The organism is Streptomyces sp. NBC_01716, assembly GCF_036248275.1.
GTDB lineage: Bacteria > Actinomycetota > Actinomycetes > Streptomycetales > Streptomycetaceae > Streptomyces.
Genome location: NZ_CP109181.1, coordinates 8610309 through 8628431 on the forward strand (window position 1 = coordinate 8610309; position 18123 = coordinate 8628431).

General features: G+C 65.0%; 16 protein-coding genes and 1 pseudogene. 12 read left to right on the forward strand and 5 right to left on the reverse strand.

The genetic code is table 11. The features are described 5' to 3' along the window. Positions 1-87: 87 nt before the first annotated feature. A pseudogene (locus OIE74_RS38775) lies at positions 88-564 on the forward strand (IS1380 family transposase); the annotation flags it as partial. A 333-nt stretch (positions 565-897) separates the two neighbouring features. Continuing rightward, positions 898-1587 carry a class I SAM-dependent methyltransferase gene (locus OIE74_RS38265; RefSeq protein WP_329377077.1) on the forward strand — a complete coding sequence of 230 codons (690 nt, stop codon included), beginning with the start codon at positions 898-900 and terminating at the stop codon, positions 1585-1587. A gap of 125 nt (positions 1588-1712) precedes the next feature. Here OIE74_RS38265 and sbnB read toward each other — a convergent pair whose 3' ends face one another. The 4 genes from sbnB to OIE74_RS38285 all read right to left on the reverse strand — a co-directional run bounded on the left by sbnB (position 1713) and on the right by OIE74_RS38285 (position 4884). Continuing rightward, positions 1713-2714: a 2,3-diaminopropionate biosynthesis protein SbnB gene (sbnB, locus tag OIE74_RS38270; protein ID WP_329377075.1), complete on the reverse strand. Its 1002-nt coding sequence runs from the start codon at positions 2712-2714 to the stop codon at positions 1713-1715. 20 nt (positions 2715-2734) lie between these two features. Beyond that, positions 2735-3712, reverse strand: a complete 978-nt coding sequence (gene sbnA, locus OIE74_RS38275; protein WP_329377074.1) for a 2,3-diaminopropionate biosynthesis protein SbnA — start codon at positions 3710-3712, stop codon at positions 2735-2737. Further along, positions 3709-4605: a formyltransferase family protein gene (locus OIE74_RS38280; protein ID WP_329377072.1), complete on the reverse strand. Its 897-nt coding sequence runs from the start codon at positions 4603-4605 to the stop codon at positions 3709-3711. Before OIE74_RS38280 ends, sbnA begins: the two co-directional genes overlap by 4 nt. Before the next feature lie 147 nt (positions 4606-4752). Further along, a complete protein-coding gene (locus OIE74_RS38285) occupies positions 4753-4884 on the reverse strand; it encodes a hypothetical protein (RefSeq protein WP_329377070.1) in 132 nt (43 codons plus the stop codon). Positions 4885-5513: 629 nt separating this feature from the next. Between OIE74_RS38285 and OIE74_RS38290 the strand changes: the two genes are divergently transcribed. Together OIE74_RS38290 and OIE74_RS38295 are read left to right on the forward strand one after the other, a co-directional pair. Then, a complete protein-coding gene (locus OIE74_RS38290; RefSeq protein ID WP_329377068.1) occupies positions 5514-6161 on the forward strand; it encodes a 2OG-Fe(II) oxygenase in 648 nt (215 codons plus the stop codon). 836 nt (positions 6162-6997) lie between these two features. Next, positions 6998-8356: a hypothetical protein gene (locus OIE74_RS38295; RefSeq protein WP_329377066.1), complete on the forward strand. Its 1359-nt coding sequence runs from the start codon at positions 6998-7000 to the stop codon at positions 8354-8356. A 41-nt stretch (positions 8357-8397) separates the two neighbouring features. Here OIE74_RS38295 and OIE74_RS38300 read toward each other — a convergent pair whose 3' ends face one another. Next, positions 8398-9036 carry a tyrosine-protein phosphatase gene (locus OIE74_RS38300; protein ID WP_329377064.1) on the reverse strand — a complete coding sequence of 213 codons (639 nt, stop codon included), beginning with the start codon at positions 9034-9036 and terminating at the stop codon, positions 8398-8400. A gap of 57 nt (positions 9037-9093) precedes the next feature. Here OIE74_RS38300 and OIE74_RS38305 point away from each other — a divergent pair, with 57 nt between their 5' ends. The 8 genes from OIE74_RS38305 to OIE74_RS38340 are packed head-to-tail and all read left to right on the forward strand — an operon-like array spanning position 9094 to position 18106. Continuing rightward, complete coding sequence (locus tag OIE74_RS38305; RefSeq protein WP_329377062.1) at positions 9094-10404, forward strand: B12-binding domain-containing radical SAM protein; 1311 nt, start codon at positions 9094-9096, stop codon at positions 10402-10404. Further along, the gene (locus OIE74_RS38310; protein ID WP_329377060.1) at positions 10401-11561 is read left to right on the forward strand and encodes a pyridoxal phosphate-dependent aminotransferase; all 1161 of its coding nucleotides are present in this window, start codon (positions 10401-10403) and stop codon (positions 11559-11561) included. Before OIE74_RS38305 ends, OIE74_RS38310 begins: the two co-directional genes overlap by 4 nt. Then, positions 11555-12166, forward strand: a complete 612-nt coding sequence (locus OIE74_RS38315) for a hypothetical protein (RefSeq protein WP_329377058.1) — start codon at positions 11555-11557, stop codon at positions 12164-12166. Before OIE74_RS38310 ends, OIE74_RS38315 begins: the two co-directional genes overlap by 7 nt. Then, on the forward strand, positions 12160-12783 hold the full coding sequence (locus OIE74_RS38320) for a 2OG-Fe(II) oxygenase (protein ID WP_329377057.1): 624 nt from the start codon (positions 12160-12162) through the stop codon (positions 12781-12783). The genes OIE74_RS38315 and OIE74_RS38320 overlap by 7 nt, the downstream gene beginning before the upstream one ends. A 38-nt stretch (positions 12784-12821) precedes the next feature. Further along, on the forward strand, positions 12822-14192 hold the full coding sequence (locus tag OIE74_RS38325; RefSeq protein WP_329377055.1) for a KamA family radical SAM protein: 1371 nt from the start codon (positions 12822-12824) through the stop codon (positions 14190-14192). Continuing rightward, a complete protein-coding gene (locus OIE74_RS38330) occupies positions 14189-15466 on the forward strand; it encodes a pyridoxal phosphate-dependent aminotransferase (RefSeq protein WP_329377053.1) in 1278 nt (425 codons plus the stop codon). The genes OIE74_RS38325 and OIE74_RS38330 overlap by 4 nt, the downstream gene beginning before the upstream one ends. Next, positions 15459-16892: an ATP-grasp domain-containing protein gene (locus OIE74_RS38335; RefSeq protein ID WP_329377051.1), complete on the forward strand. Its 1434-nt coding sequence runs from the start codon at positions 15459-15461 to the stop codon at positions 16890-16892. Before OIE74_RS38330 ends, OIE74_RS38335 begins: the two co-directional genes overlap by 8 nt. Then, positions 16889-18106, forward strand: a complete 1218-nt coding sequence (locus tag OIE74_RS38340; protein WP_329377049.1) for an ATP-grasp domain-containing protein — start codon at positions 16889-16891, stop codon at positions 18104-18106. Before OIE74_RS38335 ends, OIE74_RS38340 begins: the two co-directional genes overlap by 4 nt. Positions 18107-18123 lie beyond the last annotated feature (17 nt).

The following is an 18123-nucleotide window of genomic DNA, read 5'->3' on the forward strand; positions in this document are numbered from 1 at the left end:
ACGATAGGACTTACTGAGGGTCCTGTGCGTGGTAGCGGAGAGACCCTCTCCAGGTGAAAGAAACGCGGGTCCTGCCCACGTGTCCGTATCGATGGCGGCGGTCGCGGGGTGGTTGCCCAGGCCGGCTCGGCGTTGCTGGTCGATACCGTCCACAAGTCCGCCGGACACCGCAGTATCGGCGGCACTTACGCCGTGATCCAAGCCGTGGGCCGTGCAGGATCCGGGCAAGATTTTGCTGTGGCACTCGACGGGGGGCCGCCTGGCTGATGTCGGCATGCTGCGGGCGGAAGCGGGGGTGTTCGGCCCGGTGGCCTCCGATCCGACGGGCCCCCGTCTCGTCGCCGCTCTTGCCGCGTCCGGCCTGAAGGCTCTCGCTGCGATCCGGGCCACATGTCCTGAATACGAACGCGGGTCTGGGAGCTGGCCGGGGCCCACGCTCCGGCCGCGGACGGGCAGGTGACCGTGGACGTCAACGGCGTGCTGGCCCTTGCGCACTCCGAGAAGCGGTACGCAACCGCGACCTGGAAAAAGCCCTTCGGCCATCATCCGCGCCTCGTGTTCGTCATGGCGAAGCAGCACAGCGGATTCAGGTAGTTGAGGAACTGCAATGGACGGAGTGAGAAGTTCTGCACCTGACAAGGACGGAGACGTACCACCTGACGCGGCCTACCGATCCGCTCGTTTCGAGGCCGCCGAGGCGAGCGTCGTCGGCTTCGGTGGGGGAGCGGCTTCCCGGTTTCCGTGCGCCCTCTCGGAGTCATCAGGCGATGGGTAACGGCGTCCAGCACCCGAGGGCACCAGCCATATAAGTCTCGATTTACACTACAGAATCACAGGAGCAACGGGTTAACGTGAGGAACCGTTATCTCGGGCATGAACGGAAGGAGATGTATCATCATGCCGGAACCCATCTCCATCGAAGCGATCACGCGGAACAATATACGCCGATTTGCCATCGACCGGGAAAATGTGTTTTCCCTCCTCGGGAAGGAGTGGTCAATCTTGCCGAACGTATATCCGTCGGGCTCCTTCTCATCCACTGAATTTTTTACTTACCAAGACATCTACCCGCCAGCTGGCGGAAAATTCCTGGAGATCGGCTGCGGCGCGGGTGTTACTGCTGTCACTGCAGCCATATCAGGTTGTGACGCGGTGGTTGCGTCCGACATCAATCCGCAGGCGGTCCGCAATACTGGGATCAACATAGCCCGGCACGGTGTGGACGAAAAGGTAAGCGTACGCCACGGGGACCTATTCAGTGCTGTCAGAGTCAACGAGAGGTTCGACTGTATTTTCTGGAACTCCAACGGAATCGAGATGCCGTCCGACTACACGCACCAGTCCGAGTTCGAGAAAGCATTCTTCGATCCTGGGTACGAAAGTCATCGGCGATACGTAGAAGAGGGACCGAATCATCTGACACGCGGTGGGCGTCTGCTGATCGGATTCAGCGGGCATGGAAACGTCAGTCTGCTTCGTAACTTCGCCGAACGGACCGGGCACACGTTCATCGAGCGAGCTCGTTCGCAGTCCGCTACCCGAACCATCAAACATCCCCACCTGCTCCTCGAACTGGTGCCGACGTGATACCGCATTGATGGACGGCTGGAAACACGAGGATAGCGCGGCAGTTGTTGTCGGTCGCGCCCGCCGCATGAAAAGATCGCGCCAATCATATCACCGGACCCTGAGTGTCGGATTCGTGAGGCGCCTCACCACCGCTCGGTCTCGCCGAAGAAGTCTGGGATTCGTAGGGAGCTTTCAGACTCGTGAGCCTCATGGAGGATGAAGACACCTACCGCCAGATCGAGGACCCCGAGCCCGAACGGCGAAAAGACAACGGGGCGGCCCGGGTCGAGGGTCACCAAGTTGTTGAGGACGTCGGCAAGCGTGCCGGTGACGAAGTCACGGCTGCCTGACGCCTGCTCTGCGAGGTGGGGAGAGGTACTGGCCTTCAGGCAGTGACCGACGTCGTCGAGGATGTTCTGCGCTGCGAGTATCACCCGTGGTTCGAGGTCTCGTAGCGAGATGTTCAGGACGAGTTGGCCGGCTTCGAACGGCTTGGCAACGTAGGGCTGAAGTGCCGTGGTGGCGAACACGATCGTCTCGGCCTCCAGCGCGGCTGCACGGTCGGCGGTGAAATCGACGGGGACGCCCTGCGTCTGGTCGATATGGTCGGCGAGGGCGTTGCCAGAAAACTCGTCCAGGTCGTGAACCACGTAGGAGTCCGGCGTACAGCCGGCTGTATGAAGGTAGTTGGCGATGTTCCGGGCGATCACCCCGGCACCCACGACCGCGATCCTCGTCCCCCCGTACCCGCCGGGACGCAGGGCGCGCGCCGCCAGCGCCGCCGATGCGGCCGTACGTGCCGAACTGATGGTCGCGGCCTCGATACAGGCTACGGGATAGCCCGTCTCGTAGTCGTTGAGGATGAGCACGGCCGATGCCCGAGGTATCCCAGATTTCGTGTTCTCTGGGAAGCTGGCGATCCATTTGAGACCGGCAAACCGCACGTTGGCACCGAGATGAGCGGGGAGTGCGATGATGCGGGAATCTGAATTCCCGGGAAAGCGTAGAAAGTGGCTGTCCGGATTGACGGCCTCCCCCGCACTGTGGTGCAGGTACGTGTTTCTTACGATATCGAGAACCTTTTCTCTGTTACTCTCCAGGATATCTCGTGCCGTTCCGCCGGTGATGATGTCAAAACGCTGCACAGTTTCTGACTCTCCTTCGCTTACTTCTTCGGACCGTCGGAGACTCGCGGAACCAACAGTGTTTGCGGCCATCGCTCAGCCACCCACGTGTCGTTGTAGATCGTTTCGAGATAACGGTCCCCGAGATCTGGGGAGATAGCCACAATGATGCTGCCGAGCGGGAGTTCCTTGGCCATGCTCTGTACGGCGGCAAGTACGGTGCCGCTCGATCCGCCGAGAAGGATCCCGCGTTGGGCAGCGATCCTCCTACACATGGCGATGGTCTCGGATTCGGTCACGTGAATTACTTTGTCGATCTTCTCTTCGTTGAGGATTTCCGGCCGTCTGCTGGTGCCGAGTCCTGGGATATGGCGCCGGGTGGCGGGACCGCCGAATGTCACCGAACCCACAATATCGACCGCGATGATCCGGGTGGTCAGGCTGTGCTCCCGGACAAAATCCGCGCAGCCCATCAGCGTTCCGGTCGTCCCCGCGCCGATGAAGACATAGTCGACGTGGCCGAGTTCCCCGAATATTGATTGAGCTGTACGGTCCCGGTGGACCCGTGGGCCAGCCGCGCTGGCGTACTGGTTCGGCCAGTACAGACCGGGCTCGCGTGCGAGACGCCGGCGTATATACCTGACGCGAGACTGGAGAAATCCGCCGTTCTCGTCCACCGTATTGATGACGACGATCTCGACACCCAAGGCTTCCATGATCCGTACCGACTGGGCATTCGTGTTGGGGTCGGTGACACAGGTCAGGGGATACCCCTTTGCGGCGCACACCACCGCCAGGGCCACGCCGAGGTTGCCGGACGTCGACTCGATCAGGCGGCCGGGCGGAAACCACCCGGACGCCTCAGCTTCCGCTACCAGGGCGACAGCGGTCTTAAGCTTTACCGACCCAGCAGCGTTGAGGCCTTCGACCTTGAGGTAGACAGAGCTTCTGGGAGCTAGTTCGTCAAATCGGAGGAACAGGTCGTCGGGCACGATTTCGTAGATTTCATTGGCTATCACGATGACCCGATCGGATTCTTCCTGGCCCCGGACGGAGCCGATTTCTGTGCGGCAGCTCGCATGGCTGCGTAGGCGGCTTCCGAGGCGGCCTGCCGTTCCGGTGTGAAGGCGTCGCGCCTGAACTCGGGGGAGCCGTGCGGAGATGGTGCGGGGACGACACCCGCGTATGTGGTGTCGCGGCCTTCAGTCATGTCGTGCGCCACTGCCCTCAGGACGTTGAAGGCCAGCATGAAGGAGTGCCCCTTGCAGCTCCAGATGGATTCGAAGGTGAACGGATCAGTGAACGTCACGGCGCGCACTACGGGCCCGGTATCGACCCCGGTGTCGACGAAGTGGGCCGTCGCTCCGGCGGCGGCTCGGAACAGCGTGGGGTCCTGCAGAAGCGCGGTCTGCTCTATCGCGAAGGTCCCTCTGGCGTGGGGCAGCACAGCGGAATGGGCGTTGATGATGCGGGATTCCGTCATCTCAATCCACCACGGAGCCAGGATCCTGTCGAGGAACACGAAGAGGAACGGTCTACTCGGACCTGCGCACTGCGTGTCGAGCCACTTCCTGGCAGCCTCACTGTTGAGATTCCTGCCCAGGAAAACAGTGTCCGGATCCTGGGTCACCGTATGTCTTGGGACTCCGAAGTCCCTGATCATGGTCCGTTCGGTCTCGCTCAGATCGGGATACAGCTGGTACAGACGCTCCCACGCGCCCTCATCCAGAGACCGTTCGCCCTGATACGTCCGGTGGAAGTTGTCCCGGGCTATCCTGACGGCCTTCGGCAGTGGATCGTCCCGTAGGACAACCCCATGGAAGCTCTCTTTGGTGCCGAACTCGGCAAGCCAGTCGGTGACCAGATAGGCGGCGTGGAGGGTGTTCTCGGTGAGCAGGAAGTAGGGAGACAAGGAGCGGGACTTCCCTTCTGACCGCCGGCAGTGGTTGGCCGGCTTCTCGGTGATCGTCAGCCGTCATGGTTCAGTAGCAGCCCTCGTGCTCGCGGAGCGCTCGAACGCTCCGCCGTCGGCAATGAGGCGCACGGTCACCTGAGCCAGTCAGAGATGCCGCCCAGCAGCGGTGACCACGTAGTGGAGCGTCGGCCTGGCCGTACCGGACGCGTCCACCGTCGCGTGCCAGAATTGCGCCGTGCCACCGAGTTCTTTCAGCCCCTCGGTGGACGGACGCACGGCGTGAAGCCCCGCGCGGTGCGACGTGGACGGGGAGATTCAAGTAGGCCGGCAGTTGGCCGTGCTCGGGTGGAGGGCCGATAGCGGCAAACCGGTTCTGCAGGTCACGCAGTGTGGCCAGATACCGCACCGAGTGGTTCTCGGTGTCCGTGCTGGGGCATCTGCGTGCCTGCTTGCCCCTCGACCTACAGTCTTGTCTCCAGGGGCAGGTATCTGAGCTGGGGAGGCTTCCTATGTGGCGCGGCAGCCGGAGAGATCCCCGGAGGGCCGAAACCCCTACCGATGCCCATGCCGATGACATCGGGCGGGACGCCACTGCCGCTGACTGAAAACTGACTCATCGAATCCTTCCTCATAGGGCATAGAAGCAGGGCGGACTTCTCTTCATCCGGGTGACCGGGCAACGGATAAGAAAGTAACGAAGATCAGATGCCTCGGGCCAAGTCCAGTCACATTTCAAGCCATCGATAAGTGGATCAGAATGGATCTTGAGATGCTCGCTCCACTGGCAGTCAAGGTACGCATGCCCCAACGATTCGGCAATCCGTACACGCACCGTTGACGTCGTTCCGTCACGCATGTAAGGGTGTTTATGACCTTCAAGTGACTACCCCTAGGAGGGTGTACGGATGCTCAATACGCAGGCGGAGTTCGAGCACATCACTGATCCTTTCGCTATCCATCTCGCGCAGAATGCTCTCGCGGTGGAAAGTGTGCAGTCCCTCTACGAGAACGCGCCGAGGGACGGATACAAGCGGGTGGTGGTAACAGATCCGAACCATGACAAGCAGTACGCAATGAATCTGCTTTCGTTACAGAAGGGTGGAGAAAAGATTCCGGCAGTTACCGACTCGCTTTCCCCGCAGTGGGAGCAACTGCTTGAGGAGTTGCGTGGGGACAAGTTCGTTGGTTGGCTCGAACGCGGGACGGGTATCAAGCTGCGGCATCTCGCAGCCGAGATCGGGATTTACATTCACGACCCTGGTGACTTCATATCGGTCCACAAGGACAAGACCGACAAGGCGCTGACAGCCATCCTCTACCTCACGCCGTACTGGCCCGAGGATGGCGGCGGCCAGTACGAGGTGCGGAATTCTCCGGACCCTGTGGAAGAGCCCGCGCGTCGTATCTCTCCACGTGCTGGTCAATTTCTCGCCTTCCCGCCCAGCGAGAAGTCCTGGCACTCGGTGTCCGAGGTGACCGCCGGCGACGAGGTCAAACGCATCACCGTACAGCTGGAGTTCTGGCTGGAGGGCGGCGGCCAGCGGTCCGATTGACGGCCCCCAGCTGTGGCCTGCCCGACGAGGAGCTTGCCGTGGCGAGCATTTCGGCAACACCGGTCAGCGAGTCTGCCGAGGCTGCCCCTGGTTCATCGCCGCGCTCCGTCTCGCTCCCCTTCACAGATTCTGGACGAACGTATTAATGTCACCGTCGGCTGGCACGTTCTTATTTCTCGGGAACTGGTTTCTGGTTCTCGACGTTGCCCTGGCCGTGTCATTAAAATCTGAGTGCAGTCTCAAGGCGAACAGAATCCCCTGTGCGGGGGCAGTGAGATTCCGCACCGCGTCTGGCATTCAGAGACGGAGGCCCAAGCCGGATATTCAGTCTCTGCAAGCCGGCGCTCTGGCGGGAGCTAACAGGAAGCATGGCGCACCCTTCCATCGACGCACCTTTTCGAGTGAACAGGTTTAGTTGGTAGATGATACCGGCGTGACTCCGCGAGGGTGCCGCCATCGAATGAGTCACAAATTCGCGCCGAAGAATATCGAGGCTCCCGCAAGATCACACGCGGACATTCGGTGGACGAAGTATTGGGAGAGGTCCTGTGATCAGCCCGAAGACACAGCGCACGTCTGCATAGCTGATGGCGTGGCCCCCGGGACGATCCATGCACAACTAATTCCGCGCTGCTCGACCGTTCTCTTCTCGGCTGTCGCATCGAGCAAGCTACACAGCACCACACGGAATTCAATGTGTGTCGCGGCAGTCCGGCGGTTCCGGCTCGACAGGCCACCAGAACTCTCCTCATACGCCCCCAGGTGCCGGCGCCGGGCTAAAGCGCTGCACGCCCCCATCGCGGTCCGGCACGGCCGCCCCACAGACGAGAGGCTTTATGAGTGTTCCCGCCGACTACCGGGCCGGGACGACAGCAGTCGTCGAAGGCGGCCACACATTGCGAGGCCGTGTCACCGTACCGGGCAACAAACACAGCATGGTCCTCGGCTTCGCTGCTGGCGTGGCACTCGGCGCCGAGCTGACCCTGACCAACACTCCCTGGTTGTCCGAGCGCGACGTACTGGCGCACACGCTCAAGCTGCTCGGCGGACACGCCGAGTGCGAGAACGACACCGTCAGTATCAGGGGCGACATCACATCATCGAACCTCCCTGCTGCGGCCACCGGGGTCATCCATGGTTCGGTCTACCTGCTGCCCGCCGTCCTGGCCAACAGAGGCAGCGTCACATTCAGCGGATCTGGGGGCGACAGCCTCGGCTCATTCGAATGGGGCTATACCCGCCCCGTGAAGCACATGCTGGAAGTCTCAGAGGCCTTCGGCGCCCAGTGGGAGCGACGCGACGGACTCCTGCATGCCTGGACACCGAGACTGCGCCCCGCGACCGTGGACATCCTGCGCTGGTCGCAAGATCCCACAAGGCCGGCGGGTCCCTACGTCTCGGGAGCGACGAAGACCGCCCTGTTGATGGCGGCCGCGGCCCCCGGTTCGAGCCTCATCCTGCACCCCCACGAGAAGGAGGCATCACATGAACTGATCACCATGCTGCGGGCTCTTGGGATCCGTATCGACCAACAGGACGGCGGCTGGGTGGTGCACGGCGGTACGGCGCTGACCGCCGCTACTCACCGACTGCTGCCGGATCCGGTGGAGATGATGACCTGGCAGTCGTTCGCGGCGATGACCGGCTCCACGCTCACCATCGACTGTGGCGATCCGGCTCACGTTTTCACCTCCATCCATCGCGAGCTGAACTTCCTCAGCACCCTGGGAATAGAGCCCGTCTTCAACGAGGACACCGTCACCGTCGGTCCGGCAAAGCAGCGGTACGAGGGCACGGAACTGGTGGCCGAGTCGACGGGCATCTCGACCGACATCGCGCCCCTGCTCGCCGTCGTGCTGTTACAGGCCGACAGCCGGTCGGTGGTGGAGGACCGGGTCTGGGCGGGCCGTTACTCGTATGCCGACTCGCTGCGCCTCATGGGCGCGCGAATGGAAGTGACCGGGCGTAAGCTCACCATCGACCCCAGTGTGCTGCGCCCGGCGGATGTCGTGCTGCGCCCCACGGACACCCGCAGCACCGCCGTCTGTCTCGCGGCGGCCCTCGCGACCGAGGGCTCCAGCATGGTGGGCGGTCTCGACCACCTCATACGCGGGTACGAAGCTTTGCTGCCCCGGTTGGCCGCCGTCGGAGCCCGTATCGAGCTCGTTCCGGAAGATGCGAAATGCATCGCGTGACCGGGACCGGTGGCACCGAGGGCCGGACCGCGGTTCAGCAGTCATACGAGCAGGCCCCGCCGAAGAGTCGTCGTATCCGTACCGGAGACACCGTGCTCCCGCAGGTACGGCTCAACACCGCCGTAACGCTCGTCCACCATCACCAACAGCGGCTCAAGGGCGGGAGTTCCCAGCCTCATACGGCGGATCAACTCGGCCCCGTTGATGCCTCGCTGCCGCGCGTACGCGTCAACGGCGGGGGTGCAACCGCTTGCCGTCTCCAGTGCTGCGGTGTCGGCGGTGAGGATGTCGCGTACCGGCAGGCCGAGCAGCTTCAGGAGAAGCGCGACTACCACCCCCGTTCGGTCCTTGCCCAGCGAGCAGCCCAAGACGACGCCCTGAGACAGTCGGTCCGCCGTGACTCTGATGACCGCGGCGATCTCCGTGCCGCAGCTCCGGGCCATGTCCTGGTACAGCGACACGTAGTTGTCGGACGTGGGACGGCCCCTCAGCCGGGCCGCGACGCCCGGCATGTCGACGGGCACATGAGCCAGTCGCCGCCTGGCGCCCTCCGTCAACAGCTCCCGCTCGGGGCTGCTGCGCAGATCCACGGACCAGCGTCTGGGGGCCAGTTGGGCATCGGCGTCCGGGCAGCCTGCCAGCAGTGTCCAGCCCGTACGGAAGACCGATCCGGGGCGCAACCCACCCACCGCGTCGGCGACGTCGAAGACGTGGCCTTGTGAGATGAGGCATCCCTCATGAAGATCCTCGTACTGTGGCCGCCCCAGGTGCCCAGTTACTTCAACGCCGGTCATCATCTGACCGTCTTCAACGTTGCCAGTCATCTACGTACCGTCTTCCCGTCCGCGAGCGTCCGCGCCGTCGACGCGGCTGCCCTCAACGTCACCTGGAAAGCACTCGGTGACTTACTGATGGAGCAGCATGACGTCGTGGCTCTGGCCAACGACTTCGACTCCATCGACTCCCTGCACCGCACTGTGCGGTACACCAGGGAACTGGCGCCGAGGGCGAACATAGTCACCTTTGGCCGGCTGAGTTCGCAACTACCCGAGTTCTTCCAGCGGTTCGACCTCGACGCAGTCGTCGGGGCGGGCGATCCGGAGACGGGTGTCGAGGACTTCGTCCGGGCAGCGGCTGACGAGGCGCACACCGCCGCATCCGTCTGGTCTCGTGTGGCGGGCCAATGGCGGGCCCCTGTCGCTCCTCCCCGGCTGCTCTCCGCCGACGAACTGCCGCTTCCCGACGTGACAGAGATCCCTTACGGGGCCTACGAGCAGATGTACGCCGACGACACAGCCCGCTTCTGTGGAATTCCCCAGCGGCGGGAGCTTGTCGTCCCCGTCGCACGCGGCTGCCCGGTCGGCTGCGACTTCTGCGACATCCCCGGCCGCGAGGGCAGGACCGAGCGGCGCCAGCCGATCGACCGGCTCATCGAGTTCATTGAGAGTGCGACTCGGGAACTCGACTTTGAGTACGTGTCGATGTACGCCCCGACGTTCACCCTGCGTCGAGCCTGGTCCTTCGACTTCTGCGACGCGTACGAAAAGTCCGCGATCGGTCTGCCGTGGAAGTGCACCACGACCCTGCATCACCTCAGCGATGAGCTGGTGGGCAGGATGGGCGAGACGGGCTGCGTACGCATCAGCGTAGGTCTCGAAACACTGGAATCCTCAGGACATGCCGCCCTGCCGCGCGCCAAACACATCGAGCAGGAGCGCTTCCGGACCACGGCGGAGGCATGCGAGAAGGCCGGCGTCGAGCTGAACTGTTTTGTCATTCTCGGCCTCCCCGGCACGTCCACCGAAGGGGTGGAGAACACCATCAAGGCCGTACGCGAGGTCAACGGGCGGGTCAGGCCCACGATCTACACCGACTTCGGGCGGATGAGCGCGGCCATGGATGAGGCGTCGATCGCTTCCTTCAACCGCCAGCTCTTTCAGCCCGACCAGTGCCCACCGGACGCCGAACACTACTACCGCGTCCTGTTCGACCCGCTCGCGCCGATCACCCCCGTCTCCGAGAAGATCCCTCGGAGGACGCCGAAATGACTGCCCCGCCTCCCACCGCCGGGCTGTCCCGACACCACGAGGGCCGGGCGCCGGACTGGATCGATGAGCTGTTCCTCGGCACCACCACCGGCGTACGCGCGCAGTGGCGGCACCGGGCCGGCGGTACCGTCAATCTCGCGAACAACGAGATGCACCACCCACGGGTCGAGGAACTGATCGTCAAAGCGGTCCGCAAACTGGGTTCCGCCCACTGGAACTCCTACCCCGACTACGCGTACGAACGGTCGCGGTTCGCCGAGATCGTGGGCGTGCCTGCCGAACGGCTGCTGTTCACCGCGGGCTCCGACCAGACCTACCTGGCCGTTTTCCGTGCGCTCGCTCGCCGCGGCACCCACCTGCTTACCCAGCTTCCCAACTATCAGCAGATCTTCCCGTACGCGGAACTGGCGGGGCTCACTGTGCGAGGTGTCGATTACCGGCCGGGAACCGGCTTCCCTCTCGACACTCTCCTCGGCGCGGTTGCGCGTACTCCCCCCGGCAGCCTCGTGACCGTGTCGAACCCCAATGGTCCCACCGGCGCTTGGTGGTCGACCGACGAACTGACCACCCTCGTCGATGCGTGCGCCGAGCGGCGCTGTCTGCTCCTGATTGACGAGGCATACGGCGCCTTCGCACCAGAGACCGTGCTGCGCCGCGCGGTGGACTGGTCCCATGTCTTGGTCGTGCAGTCCTTCAGCAAGGGGCACGGACTCGCTGGCGCGCGCTTGGCCGTATGCGTGTGCGGCAGCGCCGAGGTCGCCGACCACATTCAGCGGTGGAACGTCTCCAACCCGGTCAGCGGCCCTTCCCTCCAAGTGGCAGCCGAACTCGCTCTTCGGCGAGAGGAATTCCGCGCCATTCATGCCGAACTGGATTCCTCCCGGACTCGGTTGCGCGAGGAGGTGCCCGACCTCGTCGGAGGCAGGGCCGAGACATCATGGGGAAACTTCGTGCCGGTGCGCTGCCCGGACCGGCGGAGCGCCGCCCACACAGTCGAAGGACTGGCCAGGCGAGGATTCGCGATCCGCCACCTCGAACGGTTCGGACTACCCGAGCACATCCGGATCTCCACCGCCGACCTGGCCACCACCGAGCGTCTGCTGAGGTCCTTGCGGGAGACCGTCCACGACGTGCGGGGGAGGCACCAGGCGTGCTGACTCCTCGTGAAACCAGCGCCGGGCCGACGGCCTACAGTGTCCTGGCCGACGCCCGCCGCGTCCTGGTCATCGGCTCTCCCGGCTCGGGCAAGACGACATTCGCCACGTGTCTGTCTGCCGTCCTGACGCTTCCGGTCCACCATCTCGACAACCTCTACTTCACCGTCGCCTGGCGCCCGCGCCCCACACCCGAATGGCACCGGACGGTGGACACCCTGTGCGCGGCCGTCGAATGGATCATCGACGGTAATCACGCCGACACCCTGGAAAGAAGGCTGCCGCACGCCGATGCCGTCATCGTCCTGAACAGAGCGCCCATCCTGTGCCTGGCGTCCTACATGCGGCGGCTGCTGAGATACGCCCGGACCCCGCCCGAGGCGCTGCCGCACTACATGCGCCGCGACGATGGCGGACGCGCTTTGGCCGACCGGCCACTGGCCTTCTCCCGCTTCATCCTCTCCTTCCGGCACCGCTCCTTGCCCGGCATGGCAGCGGCTTTCAAGGCTCACCCGGACATCGCCGTCGTCGAGCTGCGTACCAGGGCCGACATGAAAATGCTCCTCGCCGAACTCGGCAACTCCCCGGGGAGGGACGCCACATGCTGAATCTCGCCGCATTCGAATCGGCCACATTGCGCACGCTGCCCTACAGCTGGGGCAACGTCGGGCAAGTCTTCGCCACCGAGGAGGCTGCACGCGAAGTGGCCGCGTCCTTCCCGATCGGACAGGCCCGGATGCGCGAGTCGAAGCCGGCGGCGAACAAGGCATACCGAATGCTCTCCTGCCCGCTGGTCGAGGGCGGAGAGCGCTTGGACGCCGTGCACCGATTGGACGCCAGGTGGCAGGATCTGGTCGGCGAGCTGCTTTCCCCCTCCTTCACCGGAGCGTTGGTTACAGCGACCGAACTGCCCCTGACGGAGACCTCCCTGGAGGTCCGGGCCTCCGCCTACAGCACCGGCTGCTTCCTCGGCCCGCACACCGACCGGTCGGACAAGATGCTGTCCGTCATTCTCTACCTGGAACCGGACTGGTCACCAGAAGACGGCGGAGAACTGAGCATCCTGCGCACGGATGACCCACACGACGAGGCCGCCCGGATCGAGCCACGCCTCAACACCGCTGCTCTCCTTGTCCGTTCTGAAGGCTCCTGGCATCAAGTTCTCCCCGTGCGGGCCCCCCGGTCAGGCCTGCGCCGAAGCGTCCTCGTCCACTACTGGCGGTGACCGCCCGCACGACCAGTCCAATAGCCTCTGGAGCACGCGTGAACCACACAGTCCCCACCGCCACCCGACCGGATACCGACAGCGCAGGACGATTCCAGGCCTACGGCACCCATCAGCTCGACCAGATCGCCAAGCGGTTCGGACTGACCGGGGACACGTTGGAAGCCGTACGGCTGGTTTCGCTGGTGCTGCCCTTCCGGGTCAACGAGTACGTCCTGCGCAACCTCATCGACTGGGACAATGTTCCGGACGACCCGGTTTTCCAACTGGTCTTCCCTCAGCCGGGAATGCTCTCGCCGGCCGATGAGGCCCGGCTCACCGAGGAACGCCGACGGGCCGACCGACGGTCGCTGGCCATGCTGGTCGCCGGCATCCGGGCCCAGCTCAACCCGCACCCCGGGCACCAGGCCGAGCTGAACGTGCCCCACGACGAGCGCGGCGCGCTGCCGGGGACCCAGCACAAGTACCGCGAAACCCTTCTGTACTTTCCCTCCAGCGGCCAGACCTGCCACGCATACTGCACTTACTGTTTCCGCTGGGCGCAGTTCGTCGGGGAGGCGGACCTGCGCTTCGCCGCGTCCAGCCCACACCGAGCCGTCAGCTATCTGAGGCAGCACCCCGAAGTGAGCGACGTCCTGGTGACAGGCGGCGATCCGATGGTGATGTCCGCGAGCAGGCTGCGCGAGCATCTGGAACCGCTGCTTGACGTGGCTGGGGTGCGCACCATCAGGATCGGGACCAAGTCGGTGGCGTACTGGCCGCACCGCTTCGTCACAGACGTGGACGCGGACGGCACCTTGAAGCTATTCGAGCAGGTGGTGCGCTCGGGTCGCACACTGGCGATCATGGCCCACTTCAGCCACAGCTGCGAACTCGCCCCCGACGTCGCCCGGCGGGCGCTCGCACGGATCCGAGAGACCGGGGCCGTCGTCTACTGCCAGGCGCCGCTGATCGCCCACGTCAATGACGACGCCGGGGTGTGGGAGCGGATGTGGCGGACCGAGCTTGCGGTGGGCGCGGCTCCGTACTACATGTTCGTCGCGCGTGACACCGGACCGCGTGACTACTTCAAGGTGTCGCTGGCGCGCGCGGCGGACATCTTCAGTGAGGCGTACCGGAACCTGCCGGGGCTCGCTCGCACCGTCCGTGGGCCCGTCATGTCCACCACGGCGGGCAAGGTCGTCGTCGACGGTGTCGAACGAGGCCCTGAAGGCCGTTTCTTTCAGCTCCGTTTCCTCCAAGCCCGCGATCCGGCCCTGGTAGGCAGGCCGTTCCGGGCTCACTACCGGGCGGACGCCGCCTGGCTGGACGAACTGCAGCCGGCTCCCGGCACCCCGGCCGACCTCGCCGCCGCCGTCACCGACCCCGTGCCGTCAGGCTCGCACGCACCCGCCGGGGAGGAATCATGACGGATAGTCTTCAGGCTGCGCCGAATCTGGCGCTGAATGAAATCGTCGCGCGGCGTCGGGCCGCGGGCGAGCCTCTAATACATCTCGCCTTCGGCGAGGCACGGTTACCTGTCCCGGCGGAGGTATTGGACTGGCTGAGCACCGGTGCCCGCCGAACCGAATACGGCCCCGTCGCCGGCGACGAGCGGGTCCGCTCCTCCCTCGCCCGCTATTTCGACCGGCGTCGGCTTCCCACCAGCCCCGAGCAGATCGTCGTCGCCCCGGGCAGCAAGCCGCTGCTCATGAGTCTCATGGCCGTCGTCGATGGAGATGTGCTGCTGCCGAGCCCGTCCTGGGTCACATACGAGCCACAGGCCCGGCTGTTCGGGCGGCATGTCCACCGTGTGCCGGTGCCGGCGGAATACGGCGGCGCCCCTGACCCCTCGGCCCTACGGGAGAGTATCCGCACCGCCCGTAGGGGCGGCGGCAACCCACGGCTGCTCGTGCTCACCCTTCCCGACAACCCCACCGGCACCCTTCCGCCCCCCGAGGCGATCCGCCAGGTGAGCGCCGTGGCTGAGGAGGAAGACCTGCTGATCGTCTCGGACGAGATCTACCGCGACATCCTCCACGACCCCGGCCTTCCCTTCCTCAGCCCGGCGGAGGAGGCCCCGGAACGCACCGTCATCTGCACCGGACTGAGCAAGAGCCTGGGGCTCGGCGGCTGGCGGATCGGCGCCGCCCGCTTCCCCGTTGGCAGGCGAGGCGACCTCCTACGCACCCGTACGGTCGCCGTGGCCAGTGAAGTCTGGTCCACGCTGGCCGGCCCCATGCAGGAGGTTGCCACCCGCGCCTTCGACGAGCCCAAGGTGATCACCGAACACTTCCTGGCCGGGGCGCGGCTGCACGGCGCCGTCACCCGCGCCGTACACACTCTGGTCACCACAGCGGGCGCGAGCTGCCGGGCCCCTCAGGGCGGCTTCTACCTGTATCCGGACTTCGAACCCGTACGCGAGAGTTTGGACGAGCACGGTGTGACGGACTCGGTGTCACTGCAGCGGCACCTGCTCGACAACCTGGGCGTGGCCGTCCTCGGCGGTCATCACTTCGGTGACGACCCCGGCGCCCTCCGCTTCCGGATCGCCACCAGTCTGCTGTACGGGGACGACAGCGCACAGCGCGAGCGGGCGCTGACCGCCGAAGCTCCGCTGTCCACACCACACATCACCCTGACGCTCGACCAACTGGCAGAAGCCTTCGACGCGTTGACGCCCCGGAAGGGGATCCATGTCTGAACTCATCGACGACTACCGGATGCTGGCCGGGGCGGTCGACATACTGCGCCGGTACTGGGGCGGCAGACAGGTGATCCTGCTGGCCAACCATTTCACTCACAGCACTCAACTACTCATCGACGAGGTCACCGCGTGTGGCGCCACCCTGGTCGGTGTCGTCACCCGACCGCGGCGGGCACCGGAGCCACGCGTGCCCACCTGGAGTTGCGCCGAGCGCGGTATCGACCTCGCCCCGCACGAGTTCGAACCCTTCCTGGGCAGCCCCCCAGACATGCTGAGGGAATGGTTGGACGACATCGACCCGGCCCGGTCCTGCGTTGTCCTCGGCAGCATCTGGACCACTATGTCCCACCTCTGCGGCCGACCCGTGCACGGGTGGCGCAGGCCCGAGTGGGTCGCGTGGGAGGACAAAGTCCGTATCGAGCGACTCTGGGCGGACCTTGGTATCCCCTCACCACGCCACGTGGTGATGTCTGTGGACGATCCGGGGCTGCGCGAACAAGCGACAGCGCTCGACGGCGGTCGAGGTGTGGTGATGGCCATCGACTCCAGCCAGGGGGTCCCCGGCGGTGGCGGCAGGGGACTCCGCTGGGTGAGAAGTTCCGCCGAATTTGATGCCGCACTGAAGTTGTTCACAGGCAGGACTCGGCAGGTACGGATCGCCGAGTTTGTCGAGGGCGTTCCATGCAGCACCCAGGCCCTCGCGCTCGACACCGGCATCGCCGTGTTTGAGCCGGCCGAGGAAGCGATGCTCCGCGATCCGCGCTTCGGCGAGTTCCGCTACTGCGGTACGTCCACCTCGTGGCGGCCTCCCGATCAGGTGAAGGCCGCCATCGAGACCTACGCGCGTGACGCGGGCCGCCGACTGGATGAACTGACCGGCTATCGCGGGATCTTCACCGTCGACGGGCTACTCACCGACCGGGGCTTCCTCGCCACTGAGCTGAATCCGCGAGGCGCTGGCGGTCTGGGATTCCGCCCTGGCTGGCCCGAGTTCCCCACCTATCTTTTTCACCGCGCCGTCCAGGAGAACGTGCCCGGGATTGTCGACCTCCCTCCCGAGTCGGTCCAGGCCACGTTCCGCGACGTCATCGCCCGCCATCCGTCCTTCTCGGGCACCATCCCCCTGGGCACCGGCCCGGTTGCGGCGGACGTGGTTCGGCCAGGGACGGACACACGGGCGTACACCACCAAGCCGAGTGGCGCGACCGTCCGGTATCGGGTGGGCGGGCAGACCGTCCGTGTGATCGACGTGGCACCCTCATCCGCCGATGGCACCGTGGGGTCGGTGATCGCGGAGTTCGTCGGCCTCCTCGGCCATCCGGGTCTGGTCAGCTTCAGCGATGACTCGGTCCGCTCCACCCTCACGTCCGCCGATAGGGCCACGGACGGGATACGCACTGCCAGGACGCGAGGTGCGCGTTGACGTACCTGGTGATGAACCGACGGCCGATCATCGAGAATCTCGCCGAGTGGTTCCCCCGGTCCAAGGAAGGCTTGGTGGTGGTCACCGACCGTAGCGCGCTGCGGGGCATCGACACCGATCGGATGGCCAACTCCTTCCGGGCCTTCGAGGTGACTGACGACTACGGCGGCAAGGCGACGGAACGCCTAGTCGAATCGTTGTGCCAGGAACACGGCGTTGAGCGTATTCTCACCACCGCCGAGGTCGATCTGGTTCGCTCTGCGGAGCTGCGGGGACGTCTGGGCCTGCGCGGCCAGAACAGGGCCAGTGCCGTCGCGTACACCGACAAGCACGTGATGAAGACTGCGGCTGCCATGGCGGGACTTCCCACCGCCCCAATGCGTACTGTCCACGACGCCGCCGAACTGACGGCGTTCGCCGACGCGTACGGACTGCCCGTGGTCCTAAAGGAACTCAACGGGGCGGCGGCCATCGGTATGTCCGTGCTCAAGAACGACACCGACCTCGCCAGGGCCGCCAGGCGGTGGGGGCAGGGGGGTCCCGGAGGTGTCATGCTCGCTGAGTCGTGGATCGACGGCGACGTTTACCACGTGAATGGCCTGGTGGCCAGGGGCTCCGTCCTCCAGAGCTGGCCATGCCGCTACCTGCACACGCAATGGAGCAGCTATCACTCAGCGGCACCCTGCATCAGCGGGATGCTGCACCCGGACGAACCGCTGTTCGCCCGTCTGCAGAACGCCACGGCCGCCGTGACGGCCGCACTACCCACGGCATCAGAAGTCCTACCGTTCCACGCCGAGTTCTTTCACAGCACCGACGATACGATCATCCTGTGCGAGATTGCCTGCCGGGCCGGCGGCGCGGGAATCATCGAGATGCACGAGCGCGCCTTTGGCCTCAACCTCTACCACGCCGGCCTCAAGGGGCAGGCGGACCGAGCTGACGACATCCTATGGACCGGCCTCAACACTCGCGGCGGGTACGGCTGGTTTCCACCCCAGGCGGGTGTACTGCGGCAGTTGCCGTCCCACTGCCCGCTGCCCCGTGCGGTCGAGTACACCACCAGCGGGGAAGTGGGGCGCCGTTACCCCGGCCCACGCTCCGCCGTTGACGCCGTCGCACAACTCCACTTCGACATCGCCGAGGACGAGGACCTGCTGTCCGTCCTGCGGGAGGTGGACAACTGGTGGACCGGCGCCGTGCGTTGGACATGACATCACCGATCAACTGG